We start from the raw sequence: 15948 nt of genomic DNA on the forward strand, positions 1-15948 counted from the left end.
AAATGAGTGTTAGATATATTAATTCGTAACAATCTGCTGTACAATAACCGAATAATTAGATACAGATGCCAACATGAACCGCAGAGGATGAGAGCAATGGGTAAATCACCGCTAAAAGTACAGGAGTTAATCAATCGAATATTAGGCATGAATCCTAGTGCGGATGTGTTCTGGTATGATGCAAATGGTGGTAGAATTATCGATTTCCTCAATATTACATTAATGTGAAATGCTATCCATTGTAATTCCTAGTATTCCGATATACAATATAAAAAACACAAGCAACGCAGAATACAGATTACGGGGGAGAAACTTATGCGTAGAGGATTATCTGGAGTTATTACTTTGATTTTGTTAACATTTTTGATTAGTGCGTGCTCCGGAGGGAACACCGCCACTTCCACAAATACAAATCAAACACCTGCTACTAATGATGGAACGACAACAAGTACTGAGCCAAAAGATGGAGGCAACTTGATTATTGGGGTCGCTGCTGATCCTGGTATTCTAAATCCGAACTATGCGGGTGACCGTGTCAGTCTTACGATTGACCAAGCGCTCTATGCTCCACTGTTCCAAGTAAATGATGGTAAGAAGACCTTCTACTTGGCAGACAGCCTGACACTGTCAGAAGATAACCTGACTTATACTTTGAAGCTTAAAGATGGTCTTACATGGCATGACGGAGAAAAGCTTACTGCTGACGATGTCGTGTTCACGATTGATAGCATCCTCGATGAGAAACAAAACAGCATGTTGAGAGCAAACTTATTCATCGGTGATAAACCCGTTAAGGCAGTTAAGGTGGATGATCTGACCGTAGAGTTCAAGCTTCCGCAGGTCAGCCCAGCTTTTGAAGCTACACTAGTGCAAGTATTCCCGATTCCAAAGCATATTTTTGAGAATGAGACGGATCTAGAGAAAAGCACCAAGAATGCTGCTCCGGTCGGATCTGGCCCATTCAAATTTAAAGAATACAAACCAGGCGAATATGTTACACTCGAGAGATTTGATAACTACTTCGGCGGCAAGCCACATCTTGATTCCGTAACATACCGGATTGCTAAAGATACGAATGCTGCAAATCTCGCACTTCAGAACGGTGAGATCAATATTAAATATCTAGATCCACAGGATGTTGGTACGATTGAGGCTTCGAATAATTTCGAAATCCTTCCTTATAGTGAAGGTCGATTGTCCTACCTGTTGTTCAATGCGAACAGCGATAGAGGCGCTCTTGCTAAAAAAGAAGTTCGTCAAGCCTTGTCTCTAGCACTAAGTCGTGATGAAATCATTCAGGCTGCTTATACCTCTAACGAGTATGCAGACCCGGCGAAGTCATTCTTGACTCCGGATGCATTGTTCTATACTAATGATGTACCTTCTTTCGATAATGATGTGGAAAAAGCAAAAGAGCTTCTGCAATCGGCAGGGGTTAGTGATCTGAAATTGAGATTGATTGTATCGAGCGGTAATAAAGCTCAGGAAGCCATTTCACTATACGTGCAACAAAAGCTAAAGGCCATTGGCGCAGAAGTTGAACTGCAAAATATGGATGCCTCGGCATATGGTCAGAAGTTCAGCGATATGAACTCAACAGATTTTGAACTTGCGATTGCAGGTTATATTATGGGTTACGATCCTGATGCTTACAGAATTTTGTATACTTCTACTGCTGACTCCAACTACACGCATTATAATAATGCTGAGGTTGATAAGCTGTTCAATGAAGGTGCAGGAGAAGCAGATGTGACTAAACGTGGTGAGATCTACAAGAAGATCCAAGAGATCATTGCTGACGATGCACCGATTTATCCAATTGCTAATACTAAGACTATTGTAGCTGTCTCCAAGAACTACGGCGGTCTTGAAGAAGCAGTCTTAAAGCCTGTCGTTATTTTTGAAGATTTATCGAAAATCTACCTTAAATAAAAACGGGAAAAAGTAAGCTGGGTTATCCAGCTTACTTTTTTACCGATACAGAACTGGGAGAATAAAACGTATGAGACAACTTATCGTCCGAAGATTACTGCAAACCCTGCCGATGTTATTCTTTGTTTCGGTTGTGTGCTTTGCGATGATTAAGCTGGCTCCGGGGGATCCGGTCTTATCCTTCGTTACGCCGAATATGCACGCAGATGATATTGAGCGCATCCGGCATAACCTTGGGCTGGATAAGCCAGCCTACATTCAATATTTAATCTGGATTAAAGAAATACTGCAGGGGAATTTCGGTTATTCCCTAGTGAATCATCAGCCAGTATTGGATCAAATTCTTGAACGCCTACCTGCAACCGCCGGTTTAATGGGTTCTGCAATCGGTCTTGCTGTTTTGCTGGCGATTCCACTCGGTCTTATTGCCGGGGCAAACCGGAACCGCTGGGTGGATAAGCTGATTAATTTCTTATCCTATGTTGGAATATCTGTGCCTTTGTTTTGGCTTGCCATTTTACTGATGTACTTATTCGCGATTAAGCTGCACCTGCTTCCTATTATGGGGATGCGAACGATTGGTGTGGAATCGGCGTTTGATGTATTCAAGCATGGTATCCTGCCTTGCACTGTGCTTGCTTTTGGGTTCCTCGCAGGTTATGTGCGATACATTCGCTCTAGTACCATTGGACAGCTAAAAGAAGAGTACGTGCAGATTCAATATGCTTTTGGATCTAACAAGACTACGATTTTGTTCCGTCATGTAATGAAGCATGTGTTGCTTCCTGTAATTACATTGCTCGGGATGTCTATGGGTGATCTGGTGGCAGGTGCAATTGTAACAGAAACGGTATTTTCATGGCCGGGTATTGGCTCTTTGGGGATGACTGCAGTAAAAGGGATGGATTACCCCGTGATTATGGGAATTACTCTATTCTCCTCTTTAATGCTGATCATCGGCAATCTGGTCGCGGATATTCTATATAGCTTCGTGGACCCACGAATTAAATTAACGAGGTGACCTCATGAATCGCAGTAAATGGAAAAGTGTTGGAGATGAGCTATTTACGAATAAATTGGGCGTCGCAGCCCTCATTACTTTATTCATCTTCACACTAGGCTCTATATTTGCCTTTTTATCTGGACATGATCCGAATGCGATGGATGTTCTGGCACGTCTGAAATCGCCGGGAGCCGATCACTGGTTCGGGACGGATGACTATGGCCGGGATTATTTTGCCCGCGCATTATATGGCGGCCGGGTATCACTGCTAGTTGGCTTTGCTTCAATGATCATTGCTACAGGCATAGGTGTGACGGTGGGCGTAATCAGCGGATTCTTTGGCGGATGGGTTGATAATCTTCTCATGCGGATGCTTGATGTAGTACTGTCCATTCCATCTTTCTTAGTTCTGCTACTGCTTAGCGTATTTTTGAAGCCGAGTGTAGGGAATATCATCATTATTATTGCACTATTAATGTGGATGAATATCGCCCGTGTCATTCGGGCGGAGACGATGACGATCAAAGAACGGGAATATGTACTCTATGCAAAAGCCTCCGGTCAGAGCAACTTCGGAATTATTTGGCGTCATATTCTTCCGGGTCTAGTGCCTGTTGTCATTGTAGGTGCGACGAATAATATCGCTTCGGCAATTATGATGGAGTCGTCCCTAAGTTTCCTTGGGTTTGGGGTACAACCTCCAAATGCCACTTGGGGCAGTATGCTTAACAATGCGCAGGGATATATCGCTCAAGCGCCATATCTGGCTTTGTTCCCTGGATTACTGATACTATTAACGGTACTGAGCTTTAATGTTTTAGGCGATATTTTGCGGGTAGGCTTTGAACCGAAGCTGATCCGAAGATAGGAGTGTGAAGACATCATGACGGAACGGCTATTATCTGTTGAGGATTTGAAGGTTTCCTTCCAGACTCGAGACGGAGAGAACCAAGCAGTTCGCGGCGTTAGCTTTCATATAGATGCTGGTGAAACGGTAGGAATCGTTGGTGAATCTGGTAGTGGGAAGAGTGTGACTGCCAAGGCGATTATGTCGTTGATTACACCTCCGGGTAAAATTATCGGTGGAAATATCAATTTCCGTGGTGAGAATTTATCGAACCTTTCGGAAAAAGAGTGGAGAAAGCTGCGCGGTAACCGCATAGCAATGGTGTTTCAGGACCCCATGACCTCTCTTAATCCTGTAAAAAAAATCGGCCAGCAGCTTACGGAGGTCATCCGTCGGCATCGCGGTTTAAATAAGCAAGAAGCGCTTAAAGAGGCGGCAAGCATCCTGCGTCAGGTAGGTATTAATAATCCTGAACAGCGGCTGCAGCAATATCCGCATGAGTTCAGCGGCGGGATGCGCCAGCGGGTCATGATTGCCATGGCTCTTTCTTGCCAGCCAGAGTTATTGATTGCAGATGAGCCAACCACTGCGCTCGATGTAACGATACAGGCACAAATTCTCGATCTTTTTAAAGAGTTGAAAAACAATACCAGTACCGCTGTAGCGCTCATTACCCATGACTTGGGTGTGGTAGCTCAGGTATGTACACGGGTTATCGTAATGTATGGTGGACTCGTGATGGAGGAAGGCACGGTGGAGGATATTTTTTACCGCCCGCAGCATCCTTATACGAAAGGTCTGCTTCGCTCGATTCCAAAACGTGACGGTAAGTCGCGTGAACGACTTGTTCCTATTGAAGGTACACCGCCGGATTTGCTGAATCCACCTTCTGGATGTCCTTTTATGGAACGTTGCCCTAATGCTTTTGCCCGCTGTAGTGAGCGTCCTCCGGTCATCGAATTATCGCCTGGTCATCGTTCGATGTGCTGGCTGGCAGACGGTGCGCAGGAGACTCCAGCCGTAGCTGGTGTTGAAGGGAGCGGTTCGGTTGAGTGATAATAAGATTCTAGTGGACGTAAATAATCTCAAGAAACATTTCTCTAAAGGTAAGGATATATGGGGGCGCGATACATCTGTGCTTAAGGCGGTAGATGGTGTAAGCTTTCAGATTCGTCAAGGGGAGACCTTTGGACTGGTTGGAGAGTCAGGAAGCGGCAAGTCCACGGTTGGACGCTGCTTGTTGCGATTATATGATTATACCGACGGTGAAGTGTCTTTTGACGGGCAGCCGCTGAGCAAGCTTGGAGAGAAGCAGCTAAAACCTTTTCGCAGACGCATTCAATCGATCTTTCAAGATCCCTATTCATCCCTTAATCCAAGCCTGAATGTACTTGATCTGATCAGCGAGCCTATGAAAATCCATGGGGTCCACGAAGGCGACGAACGTATAGAAGCGGTTGCGGCACTACTGGATAAGGTGGGTTTAAAAAGAGAGCATCTTTATCGCTTCCCTCATGAATTCAGCGGTGGGCAGCGTCAACGGATTTCGATCGCTCGAGCGTTATCTGTGAAACCTGAGTTTGTAGTGTGTGATGAACCGATCTCAGCGCTGGATGTATCTGTTCAGGCGCAGGTAGTGAATATGCTGGAGGATTTGCAGTCCGAATTTGGGTTGACCTACCTCTTTGTTGCGCATGATCTGTCGATGGTACGTCATATTTCGGACCGGATTGGTGTGATGTATGGCGGTCGTCTAGTAGAGGTAGCCGAAAGTGATGAACTGTACGAGAATCCTATTCATCCTTATACAAAGGCATTGCTGTCTTCCATTTTGGAGACGGACCCTAGACGGGCTAATCAAAGAATTATTTTAGACGGATATTCGGCAGAGTACGGCAGAGCTGAGACTTCTACATTGCAGGAAGTTAGTCCGGGCCATTATGTTGCCTATGATTTCACGGAATAAGTAGAATCTATATACAGGTACGGGAGGAATCAGGATGTCAGAGAATTTGAACCGAGTAAAGTTATCCCAGTGGGATGCGTTATTGGTAGAGTCACTTCGATCTTTAGGCTGGTCCAATGAGGATATTCTTCGTAAAGTGGCAGAGGGCGATTTGCCCGTTGACGAGAGTGAATACGAATTTGATTATAAGCAGTTGACCACTTTGCAAGCGGAGCAGCCAGAACTGTTCGAGCAAGCGGTGAAGACTGGCTATCAGATTAAATACAACACGATCCGCGGCATTCGTAGCTGGATATGGGTTGCTCTTGGTAAAGAGGGAGAGCTGGAGCTTGAAGAGGGTAAAGAAGCGGTAGAAGCGGCTTTGACTGTGGCTGAGAAGGAACGTCTGGCATCTGTATTATCTTTTGGTTGGCAGATCGAAAGCGGGACGAAGTCAGCAGATGGAGACACTTCAGTCTACCGGATTTCCCCGATTGCACACTAAGCTGAATAACTACAATAAAAAAACGATTGTTGCGAGGGAGGACTCCCAGTGCACAATCGTTTTTTTTATTGTGAAAATTTAATATACATTTACCGCTGGATAAGCAACCTCATATTGCGCAGCGTCAACCCAGGTTCCTGTTTTAAAATCTCTGCCCCGGATAAGTACTTTATCGCTATAGACTTCCACATAGAAGCCTTGGCTGCCCGTCTTATGCTTATCTTCGTTTGTCCAAAGGTAGGCGACGGAAGCAGCATTAAACATCGTTGTGGACGAGCTTGGGGAAGAGAATTACTTTGCAGATAAGAGAAGGTCCTAGACCGTCTACAATTACACATAAATGTACATAATTAAATATATAGCTCTCCATATGAAGGAGGTGTTCCTTAAGCCAGTTGAGACTTAGGGATCGCCTCCTATTTTTATGATAAGAAACAAAATAAGAAGAAAATGTAACCAAAAGTAGGTGGAACTGTCACCAAATATGTAGTTACATAGTGAATAAGATTTCTTTATTAAGGAGATTCAGAGATTGCATACGAAAAAATATATAATACTTTTAGTCATCGTTCTGCTAATAAGTCTTGTTGCTATTTTCAACAATCAACGTGAACCTTCGATATTGACCATAAATGTAAACGGTCAAATCATTAAGACAGTAGCTACTTATCCGGGCTCACCTGATGAACTAATGATTCCCAAGGCTGCTGCCGAACGGGCCCTTAACATGCATATTGACTGGCAGAAGCAGGGGCCGCTTCCGAAAGGTATCTACTATAAAGACCATGTAGCTGTGCTGATGTACCATCATCTGTCAGAGAAGCCAATGCCGCAGTTTCCTTGGATTTTATCGGCTGATCGGTTTGATGATCAAATGAACCTGCTGAAGCAGGAAGGGTTTCATGTGATTACGATGGAACAATATCGAGAATTTATGCTAAATGGCGGTACGGTTCCAGACAATGCGGTGCTGCTGACCTTTGATGATGGATATGAGAGTTTTTATGAGCTGGCCTTTCCTATTCTGAAAAAATACGGGTATACGGCAGTGAATTTCGTTATTGTCTCTACGATTGACCACCCCGATCCGAATAGTGTGCCGAAACTCAACTGGGAGCAGATGCGTGAAATGAAGCGTGACGGGATGGGGTTCTATAGTCATACGTACGATTTACACCATTATGGTATCGTGGATGCGGAAGGTGGGGGACGGCCTGCCGCTAGTGCCTTGTTATATATCGACGATGAAAATAGGAATGAAATGAATACGGAGTACTATAGCAGAGTTACTCGTGACTTGGCCAAGGCGGAGCAAAGGCTGAAGGAAGAACTGGGAAATACCGATTCAGCGATTGCCTTTCCTTACGGATCTTACAATGACCGGTTGCTATCCGCATGTGATTCACTCGGAATTTCGCTGACATTTAAAATCCAGGATGGAATAAATGCGAGAACGGACCGGAATGCCTCCCGAATCAACGGGGGAAGCCAGAGTCTAACCGCAGTCCAAACCCTTGAGCAGATCAAACATATAGATTCGCCCATGGAATTAACCTTGAATAGTCAAAAAGTAGCACTGATAGGAAGTGCACCCGAAATGAGGAAAGGGACCTTAATGGTTCCGTTTATGCAATTATGCAAGGATCTAAATATTGATCTCAATTACGATCAGAAGCGTCGAACCGTTAAGTTAATGCGCACAACGGGCGGTACATAAACGAATAAGGAAATGTATGGAACGAATATCATCTTTCCCTACGATCATTAGGAGTTTACAAAAAGTGAGAAATTTCGCCAATTTGGGCGAATCACTAGTTGCTATAAGTGAATTCCTTACTGTAGACTATAAATAGAGTACTAATTGGTAGGTGAATGGAGAGAACAGATGGAAGTATTTAAGCGTTATTACGCGAATTTAACGGTCCGGCGTTTTTTTATTTTGGGGCTGGTTGCCCTGCTGCTATTCAGTATTAGAGATATGCTTAATTTAGTACTGTTAACATTTTTGATTGCTTATGTAATGAATAGCTTTCAAGTGCTGCTTACGAAGCGGATCAATAAATATGTTGCAGTCAACAGTAAAGTCATTATTATTATTTTGTATTTAGCTCTGATTGCTCTGATCGTAGTGACTTTAGTGAATTATTTACCGAAGGTCTTTACTCAGATTAAGCAGTTAACCAATTTTCTGACCAGTTTAACCCCTGCAAACATTCCACAAAACGAAATTGCGCAGTATTTATTTGCCCAGCTTAAGGATTTGAACTATCAGTCTTATGTGAAAGATGGTCTTGAGTACGTCCTGAAAATAAGTAATTGGGGCACCAGCTTCGTATTATCCACCATTCTGAGCTTTGTCTTTATCCTTGAGAAGAACAGAATTGTCAGTTTCACTGCCCGTCTTAAAGAGAGTAAAATTTCCTGGTTCTATGTTGAGCTTGAGTATTTCGGCAGAAAATTCATCTCATCTTTTGGTAAAGTGATTGAAGCGCAAATTCTGATCGCGCTGTTTAATACATGCTTTACTGTGATTGGACTTTGGATCTTAGGCTTTCCGTATCTATTCGCCTTATCGATTATGATCTTCCTGCTTAGTTTGATTCCAGTTGTAGGCTTTGTGATCTCCTTAATACCGCTTTGTATTATTGGTTACAACATCGGTGGCATAGCAATGACGATATATGTATTGGTTATGATCGCCATACTACATTTTATCGAAGGTTACTTCTTAAATCCAAAACTGATGTCATCCAAAATGAATCTGCCTATGTTCTACACCTTTATCGTACTTCTCTTCTCTGAGCACTATATGGGTGTATGGGGTCTAATTCTCGGTATTCCAATTTTTGTATTCTTCCTGGATATACTGGAGATCACTAGGGATAACAAGATAGAGACTTAGGAATTCAGTTAAATAGCATCGAATATACAAAGAGGGTGATCCGATAGCCATTCCATGGCTTCGGATCACCCTCTTTATTTTGGCGCGGAGAAATGTTGTACGGCCACTGTATGTATCTTCCTTAGCCGAAAGAAGTGAGAACACTCTCCGTAACGATGTCCCTCAGCTCCGCCTTATGTGCTGCATACTGCTCAGCCGTAATACTTCCGGAAGCCAGCCGTGAATCTAGTTGTTCCGTTAGCTGAGCTACTTGTAGATTGATCACATCTTCAATATCCGTGTTTTGTTCTTTTGCAATATCTTGAAGTGACTTACCGTCATATAAGGCATCATACAAATCTTCATCAGTGGGCTGGTTAAGTGCTTTCAATAATAATTCGTCTTTATCCGCAGCTTTTACAGTGGACCATTGTGCAGGCGAACTTGCGTTAGCAGTAAGGCTGCTCCAAGCATTTCCAAAAGACATCACTATAACTACGGTTCCTACTATAATCACTCTTTTTATATCCATTAGAGTCCTCTTTTCTTATTTTACAAATAACATTTTATGGTTTCTGTTGAAAGTGTCTGTGATGGTTGTGGCTTAACTTGCTTCTATTATAACCCGGAAAGCTGAGCTGAAGCTTAAACAATATTTAAGATAACCTAAAGATTTAACATTGGAATAATATAGCGATAATACACCGGATGTATACTTTCCAGATGATCTCAAATGTATATTTATGCACTGGGTCACAATCAAACTTATGGGGAGTGTTCGGAGTTTTGAGAATAACAGCAAAAGCTAAACGTTTTCTATCCGGTGTAATTGCAAGCAGTCTGATGTTGGGGATAATGGTTCCAGCAGGATATGCTGATGAGCAACTGGATACGGAGCAGACATCTTCCGAATTAGGATTACATGTTGATGAACAGGATCAGCTACTTACACTTATGAGTCAAACAAACGTGACAACAGCTGTGTATGCGACACCTACCCATCCGGGCTCTTTACTTATTACTGAGGTTGTTCCGGATACTAAAAATGTAAAAGGCACCAATGGAACCTCTGTAGATGGTTATGAATTTGTTGAAATCTATAATAATACGGACGAGCCAGTTAACTTTAAGGATTATTATTTCTTTTATAATGACAATGATACTTGGACACCAAATGGAGATGCGGTCATACCGGCGCATGGGAATATCGTCTTCTGGATTATGAACGGCAATAATCTGAATGTTCCAGCCGAGGATTTCATCAAAAACTTTAATCCTTCAGCGACTCTTCAGGAAGGAGTAAACCTGTTCCGTATCAACGGTGGCGGTGGTATGGCTAACACTTCTCCGCGTAACTTACAAATTAAGAGTAAAGCAGGAGATGCTTTAATTGTCTCTGCTTCTTATGGGAAAGAACAGGTGAAGGAGAATAACGGTATATTCTATCAATTCTCTCAAGCAGACAGCTCTACAATGAGTCTCATGTCAAATTCGGGAACCGTTGCGGCTACACCTGGAACTGTAGAGCCAGAACAGCTTCCTAAGCCAGTGCCTGGAGACAAACAGCCGGTGATTGAACACCACTCGCTGAGCAGTGTAGATCCAGTTGATCTTTCCATCACCGCGAAGATTACGAACTTAGAGAATGGACCAGACGGAACGCTACCGGTAGTGAAGTTGCAATACGGCTCTCCTTCTCAGGTGAAAGATACGGTAATCACCATGACCTCAAAAGGCGAGGGGGAATATACGGCGGTAATTCCCGCGGCTGCGCTGGAAGAGCCAGAACTGCACTACAGCATCCGCGTGAACAATGTAACGGAGAACTATTCTGTTCATGTGAACCTGCCCGCGTTCGACACGAACAATGTGCCGAAGCTTCTAATTACAGAGCTGCTGCCGAATTCGACGAATGTAAAGGGAACGAGTAGTGACGCTTTTGAATTCATCGAGGTGTATAACAATACTGACGCACCGATTGATTTCAAGAACTACAAGATCTATTATCGTTATCCTGATAAAGGTAACGCTTCTGATGTGAAGTGGCCCTCGACGAAGGAAAGCTTTGTAATTCCTGCACAGCAGTCCGTGGTGTTCTGGATTATTAATAGTGCTAATAGTACATACACTGCCAATGATTTCAATACAGAATTTAACACTAATCTGATTGATGGTACGAATCTCTTTCTAATCAAAAGCGATGGGATGGCCAACTCTGGCCGCCGGGCAGTCGTAATCAAGAGTAATACGGAGAAGGAAATTTCCTCTGCGTATTATGATGCCGACCTTACCTATGATGGTGGAGCTAAAGGTGATGACACCAAAGAAAATAAAGCCCTTCTATACAAGTATCCTGTGAATGGGCAAAGCAAAATGCTCAAGATTAGCACAGGTTCAGCTGCTCCGTCACCAGGGCAGGTGGATGTAGCGCTGCTTCCTATCACACCGATCCATGTGGAGCCGGATACCGAGAATCCGACGGTAAATGATCTGACTGCTATAACGGAGATTGATCAGTCGATGAGTCTCGATTTGAAGGCTTTCGCGGATGACAATAAAGCCGTTACGTCCGTAGAAGTAAGAGTAGCTTCGGATAAGCAGCCTGATTTTGTCAGTCATAATCTTTCTCAAGATTTTAATGACAGTCTGTATCATTATAAATTGTCATCTGCTGATCTGATTGGTAGGAATGAAATACAGTATTATTTCGTCGTATCTGACGGCACGAATGAGACCGAATCTCCGGTAATGAAAGTGAAAATCACAGGTGGTCCCGATCAATCAGCGCTTCGTTTGAATGTGAAGGATGGACAATTCATTAATGGCTCTATGACGGTAAAAGGAACCTCTGCCACTGCCAAAGCTGATGAAGTGGACCTGAGCATCGACAATAAGGTGCTCGGCAATAACGAGGTATATGCCGCGCTTGAGAATGATGCTTACTTTGTATTTGATGCGAAGAATGTAGATTATTATTTCAAAAACGGTATCACCATGGGTCCAGAAGAATTAGGGGATGCGAGTATTCTGTACACCTTTATGGACCCGATTACTACGTATACGACATTAACCTTTCCGATCTCCTCTGCCGCTTTACAAGTAGGCAAGGATAATGTGATTTACATTCGGGCGGGCTCTAAATCATCGCCTTTTGACCCTCGTCCTGAGGAGAATAAAGATGATTTCGAAGTGAAGAATGTGCGCCTATTACTTGCAGACGGCACAGAAATTTGGGACCCTGCTTATGCAGAACGTGATAAAGAAATTAAGATGGGGGACAGCGCAGGTAAGCATGAATCCATCGGCTTCCGGTTCGATCTGAAATCGGATTTATTCCGTTCAAAGGCGTATAACTGGAACACTAAAGAAGTAACTGACGGAGAACATAAAGTAACAGTGACCGAAGGTGGATCCAAGGTATCTTCAAATGTGATTGTAGACAATACGCCGCCATCTATTAAAGCTTCGATTGAAGAAGGAAAAACTTATCGTGGTAATTTCATAATTACTGCTGAGATCAAGGATACTTACGCAGGTGTAGATAAAGTTAGCGTGAAGCTGGATGGCAATGTTATTGAACTGCCTTATGCTACTTCATCCGGAAAGCTGTCCGGTGGAGACCATGCGCTTTCTATCACCGCATTGGATAAGATAGGTAATCAGGTGGAAAAGGTAATTACATTCCATGTACCGAATGAAAATCCATTTGCACCACTCCTGATCTCACCTCAGAACTGGGAGATTGGTGTGGGTACGAATCCGACCTTGAAGGTTAAGGTTGAAGATCCTAACCAGGATAAGATGGATGTTACCTTCTATAGAGGCTTCAAGTACGATGGTAACCATCCAGAGCAAGGATTTACTGGATTTAAGAACGCATCCGATATAGAACCGCCGAAGCAATCCGTTCCTGCGGGCGAAGAAGCCCTTAGCAGTGACGAATACAGCAAAATAAGTGCAGTTGACGGACAGTACCTAATTAACGATGCTGTTGAGCAATTCCCATATCAGCGCTATGAAATTAAGCTGGATGAATCCGTGAAGGCTTCAGATCGTGTGGATATTGAATGGAAAGGGAATTCACTTCCAGGCCGTAAAGTAAGTCTCTACGCGTGGAGTCCTGCCGGACAAAAATGGATACAGTTGGATCATTTAATCGCTGGTACTGAGGATTTTGAACTGAAATCTACGGTGACTGCTGGAGATTATAGAAATGGAAATAGCATTGCGGTGATGGTTCAGGATGAGATCGCGTCCGTGGCTAAGACTGCAGCTACAGTAACGCAAGACACTTATGATTTTTCCTTTGTATGGATGTCTGATACGCAATATTATTCTCAAAGCTATCCTTACATTTACCAGAAAAATGTGAAGTGGATTGCTGACAATAAGGATAATTTGAATTTGAAATATGTTATTCATACGGGAGATGTAGTGGATAAGTCCTATCAAGAATATCAATGGGAGGAAGCCGATCGGGACATGAAGGTACTCGAGGATGCAGGTATTCCTTATGGTGTTCTTGCAGGGAACCATGATGTAGGTCATCAAACCGGAGATTATACGAAATTCTGGCAGTACTTTGGTGAATGGAGATTCAAGGACATGCCAACCTTTGGCGGTTCCTATGACAACAACCGGGGCCATTATGATTTGGTATCTGCGAACGGAAATGACTTCATTATCGTTTATATGGGCTGGGGACTGGCTGAAGAAGAGATTGAATGGATGAATGAGATTGTCGCTCGTTATCCAGAGCGTAAAGCGATTCTTTGTCTTCATGAATACCTGCTCGTATCTAATAACCGCGCACCGATTGCCGATACGATCTTTGAAAAGGTTGTGAAACCTAACAAGAACGTAATCGCAGCTTTGTCCGGTCATTATCATGATGCAGAGCTTAAGGTAGATGAGCTGGATGATAACGGAGATGGCATTGCGGACCGCAGTGTATATCAAATGCTGGCAGACTATCAAGGTGCCGAAGAGGGCGGACTTGGTTATATTCGTCTCCTTCAGTTCGATGTAGCTAACAACAAGCTTCGTGTGAAGACTTATTCGCCTTACTTGGATGATTATAATTATTATGATGAAAATGAGTTCCCGGGCAAAGATGAGTTCGTACTAGATCTCGATCTGCAGCCTGTAACCAAACGTGTAGCTACCGATTACATTGGAGTTAAGGTTTACAGTGATCAGACAATCGCGACCAATCAGCAAGTAGAGAGCGGTACGGAAACTCAGGTCACTTGGAGTAAGCTTAATCCAGAAAGCTACTACCAGTGGTATACAAAAGTCGAGGATGATAACTCTGGTAGTGTGCTTTCAGACATTTGGGGCTTCTACACTGGGAAAGAGAATGTAACACCGACACCAGAGGTGACACCAACACCGACACCAGAGGTATCGCCATCGCCATCGCCATCGCCAGAAGTGACCCCGACACCAGCACCAGGGGTGACATCGGCACCTCCAGTAGTTTTACCAGTGCCAACAGTGACTCCAACGCCTACAGCGACACCTGGAGCGGGAAAAGTAAACATTGAACTGGCATTAGGAAGTAATGGAACGTATACAGCTGATCCGTCAGCGTTGAAGAAAGTGATAGAAGAAGCTACGACAGGTGGGAACATCAAGATTAGCTTGGGCGGAGGAGCTTCGACTCAAGATCAGATTAAACTCGCACTTGATGCAGCGGCCGTTCAACAGGCTGTCGACAAGAAGCTGAATCTGAGTATTGTGTCTTCCAACGTTACACTGAGCGTACCAACAAGTTCTTTACCGGCGATTCCGGCCGGCAGTGACATGCTGCTACTGAGCGTTGATACAAATACGACAGCTGTACAAAGCAATGTCGCTGGAATGAGTCCATCCAAGGCTACCGTTACGCTGAACCTCAGTACATCAGCAGGAGGCAAAGAAACGGCTATCCACCAGCTTAAAGGTGCTGTTACGATTACCTTGACGCTGACTAAGGAACAGCTTGCCGAGATCAATACGGATTTTGCAGGTGTCTATTATGTAAATGGCAGCACGTTGGAATATTTGGGTGGAGTGTTTAAGGGTAATACCGTTACCTTTACAACAGATCATTTCTCTTCCTTCGCGGTACTGGAATACCATAAGCAATTTAGTGATACCGCTGGTCACTGGGCAGAGCCGTACATTTCCAAGCTGACGGCTAAGCATGTGATTAAGGGTATCGATGATACGCACTATGGTCCACAAGCGAATGTAACCCGTGCAGATTTTGTTACACTAGCCATTCGTTCACTCGGGTTGAATGAGATAAGTGAAACTACGGGGAATGGTGCTTTTGCAGATGTATCAAAAGACGCTTATTATGCATCATCGATAGACAAGGCTGTTCAGCTCGGACTCATCCAAGGCAGTGATGGCAAGTTCCGTCCTAAGGATGCGATTACACGTGAAGAAGCGGCGGTTGTCCTGCAGAAATTGATACAGTACAAAGCTGGAGCACAGTCTTCCGTTGCTGCTAATGCAAGCTTTAAGGATATGAGCAGCGTATCAGAGTGGGCGAAACAAGCGGTAAGTGAATTGAAAGCTAAGGGAATCCTTGATGGCAAGGGCGACAATAACTTCGATCCACGTGGCAAAGTAACCCGTGCTGAAATTGCAAAACTGCTGTATGGAATAATCAATTTATAAGAATAGTATGGCAAAGGCAGGCAGAGGTAACTCTGGTCTGCTTTTTGTCGTTTTATGTATTTCACCCCCGCTTTTTTTCTTGTAAAGTAGGAAATTCTTACTATTCATATGATTTTTCATATATAATATTTTTGAATAAATTTTTAATAGACTTTATCCGGCAGTC

12 protein-coding genes are annotated in these 15948 nt (G+C 43.6%); 10 read left to right on the forward strand and 2 right to left on the reverse strand.

Features of this window, described 5'->3' with window-relative positions:
- The first annotated feature begins 96 nt into the window (after positions 1–96).
- From NSU15_RS01355 to NSU15_RS01385, 7 genes are all read left to right on the forward strand, one after another.
- Positions 97–228, forward strand: coding sequence for a hypothetical protein (locus NSU15_RS01355; protein ID WP_283936234.1), 132 nt, complete (start codon positions 97–99; stop codon positions 226–228).
- 87 nt (positions 229–315) lie between these two features.
- Complete coding sequence (locus tag NSU15_RS01360) at positions 316–1932, forward strand: ABC transporter substrate-binding protein (RefSeq protein WP_339288841.1); 1617 nt, start codon at positions 316–318, stop codon at positions 1930–1932.
- A gap of 70 nt (positions 1933–2002) precedes the next feature.
- Positions 2003–2953: an ABC transporter permease gene (locus NSU15_RS01365; RefSeq protein ID WP_042123467.1), complete on the forward strand. Its 951-nt coding sequence runs from the start codon at positions 2003–2005 to the stop codon at positions 2951–2953.
- 4 nt (positions 2954–2957) lie between these two features.
- Positions 2958–3803 carry an ABC transporter permease gene (locus tag NSU15_RS01370; RefSeq protein ID WP_042123469.1) on the forward strand — a complete coding sequence of 282 codons (846 nt, stop codon included), beginning with the start codon at positions 2958–2960 and terminating at the stop codon, positions 3801–3803.
- Between the two features lie 15 nt (positions 3804–3818).
- Positions 3819–4838, forward strand: coding sequence for an ABC transporter ATP-binding protein (locus NSU15_RS01375; protein ID WP_042123470.1), 1020 nt, complete (start codon positions 3819–3821; stop codon positions 4836–4838).
- Positions 4831–5748: an ATP-binding cassette domain-containing protein gene (locus NSU15_RS01380; RefSeq protein ID WP_231574002.1), complete on the forward strand. Its 918-nt coding sequence runs from the start codon at positions 4831–4833 to the stop codon at positions 5746–5748. Before NSU15_RS01375 ends, NSU15_RS01380 begins: the two co-directional genes overlap by 8 nt.
- A gap of 34 nt (positions 5749–5782) precedes the next feature.
- The gene (locus NSU15_RS01385; protein ID WP_076116450.1) at positions 5783–6232 is read left to right on the forward strand and encodes a hypothetical protein; all 450 of its coding nucleotides are present in this window, start codon (positions 5783–5785) and stop codon (positions 6230–6232) included.
- A gap of 78 nt (positions 6233–6310) precedes the next feature.
- Here the strand turns inward: NSU15_RS01385 and NSU15_RS01390 are convergent, their stop codons facing one another.
- The gene (locus NSU15_RS01390; protein WP_339288843.1) at positions 6311–6496 is read right to left on the reverse strand and encodes a hypothetical protein; all 186 of its coding nucleotides are present in this window, start codon (positions 6494–6496) and stop codon (positions 6311–6313) included.
- A 268-nt stretch (positions 6497–6764) separates the two neighbouring features.
- Here NSU15_RS01390 and NSU15_RS01395 point away from each other — a divergent pair, with 268 nt between their 5' ends.
- Positions 6765–7949 (forward strand): polysaccharide deacetylase family protein, encoded by a 1185-nt coding sequence (locus NSU15_RS01395; RefSeq protein WP_339288844.1) that lies wholly within the window; start codon positions 6765–6767, stop codon positions 7947–7949.
- 168 nt (positions 7950–8117) lie between these two features.
- Positions 8118–9134, forward strand: coding sequence for an AI-2E family transporter (locus tag NSU15_RS01400; RefSeq protein WP_339288845.1), 1017 nt, complete (start codon positions 8118–8120; stop codon positions 9132–9134).
- 121 nt (positions 9135–9255) lie between these two features.
- Here NSU15_RS01400 and NSU15_RS01405 read toward each other — a convergent pair whose 3' ends face one another.
- Positions 9256–9645: a hypothetical protein gene (locus NSU15_RS01405; RefSeq protein WP_339288846.1), complete on the reverse strand. Its 390-nt coding sequence runs from the start codon at positions 9643–9645 to the stop codon at positions 9256–9258.
- Between the two features lie 254 nt (positions 9646–9899).
- Here NSU15_RS01405 and NSU15_RS01410 point away from each other — a divergent pair, with 254 nt between their 5' ends.
- Entirely contained in the window at positions 9900–15782 is a 5883-nt protein-coding gene (locus tag NSU15_RS01410) for an S-layer homology domain-containing protein (RefSeq protein WP_339288847.1), read from the forward strand.
- The last annotated feature ends 166 nt before the right edge of the window (positions 15783–15948 follow it).

It is taken from the genome of Paenibacillus sp. FSL E2-0201 (assembly GCF_037963325.1).
Lineage (GTDB): Bacteria > Bacillota > Bacilli > Paenibacillales > Paenibacillaceae > Paenibacillus_AQ.

What these genes read in the sequence shown, in the direction of transcription:
- NSU15_RS01355 (WP_283936234.1), top strand. Translation starts at nt 97, where the DNA reads ATGGGTAAATCACCGCTAAAAGTACAGGAGTTAATCAATCGAATATTA.
- NSU15_RS01360 (WP_339288841.1), top strand. Translation starts at nt 316, where the DNA reads ATGCGTAGAGGATTATCTGGAGTTATTACTTTGATTTTGTTAACATTT.
- NSU15_RS01365 (WP_042123467.1), top strand. Translation starts at nt 2,003, where the DNA reads ATGAGACAACTTATCGTCCGAAGATTACTGCAAACCCTGCCGATGTTA.
- NSU15_RS01370 (WP_042123469.1), top strand. Translation starts at nt 2,958, where the DNA reads ATGAATCGCAGTAAATGGAAAAGTGTTGGAGATGAGCTATTTACGAAT.
- NSU15_RS01375 (WP_042123470.1), top strand. Translation starts at nt 3,819, where the DNA reads ATGACGGAACGGCTATTATCTGTTGAGGATTTGAAGGTTTCCTTCCAG.
- NSU15_RS01385 (WP_076116450.1), top strand. Translation starts at nt 5,783, where the DNA reads ATGTCAGAGAATTTGAACCGAGTAAAGTTATCCCAGTGGGATGCGTTA.
- NSU15_RS01390 (WP_339288843.1), bottom strand. Translation starts at nt 6,496, where the DNA reads ATGTTTAATGCTGCTTCCGTCGCCTACCTTTGGACAAACGAAGATAAG.
- NSU15_RS01400 (WP_339288845.1), top strand. Translation starts at nt 8,118, where the DNA reads ATGGAAGTATTTAAGCGTTATTACGCGAATTTAACGGTCCGGCGTTTT.
- NSU15_RS01405 (WP_339288846.1), bottom strand. Translation starts at nt 9,645, where the DNA reads ATGGATATAAAAAGAGTGATTATAGTAGGAACCGTAGTTATAGTGATG.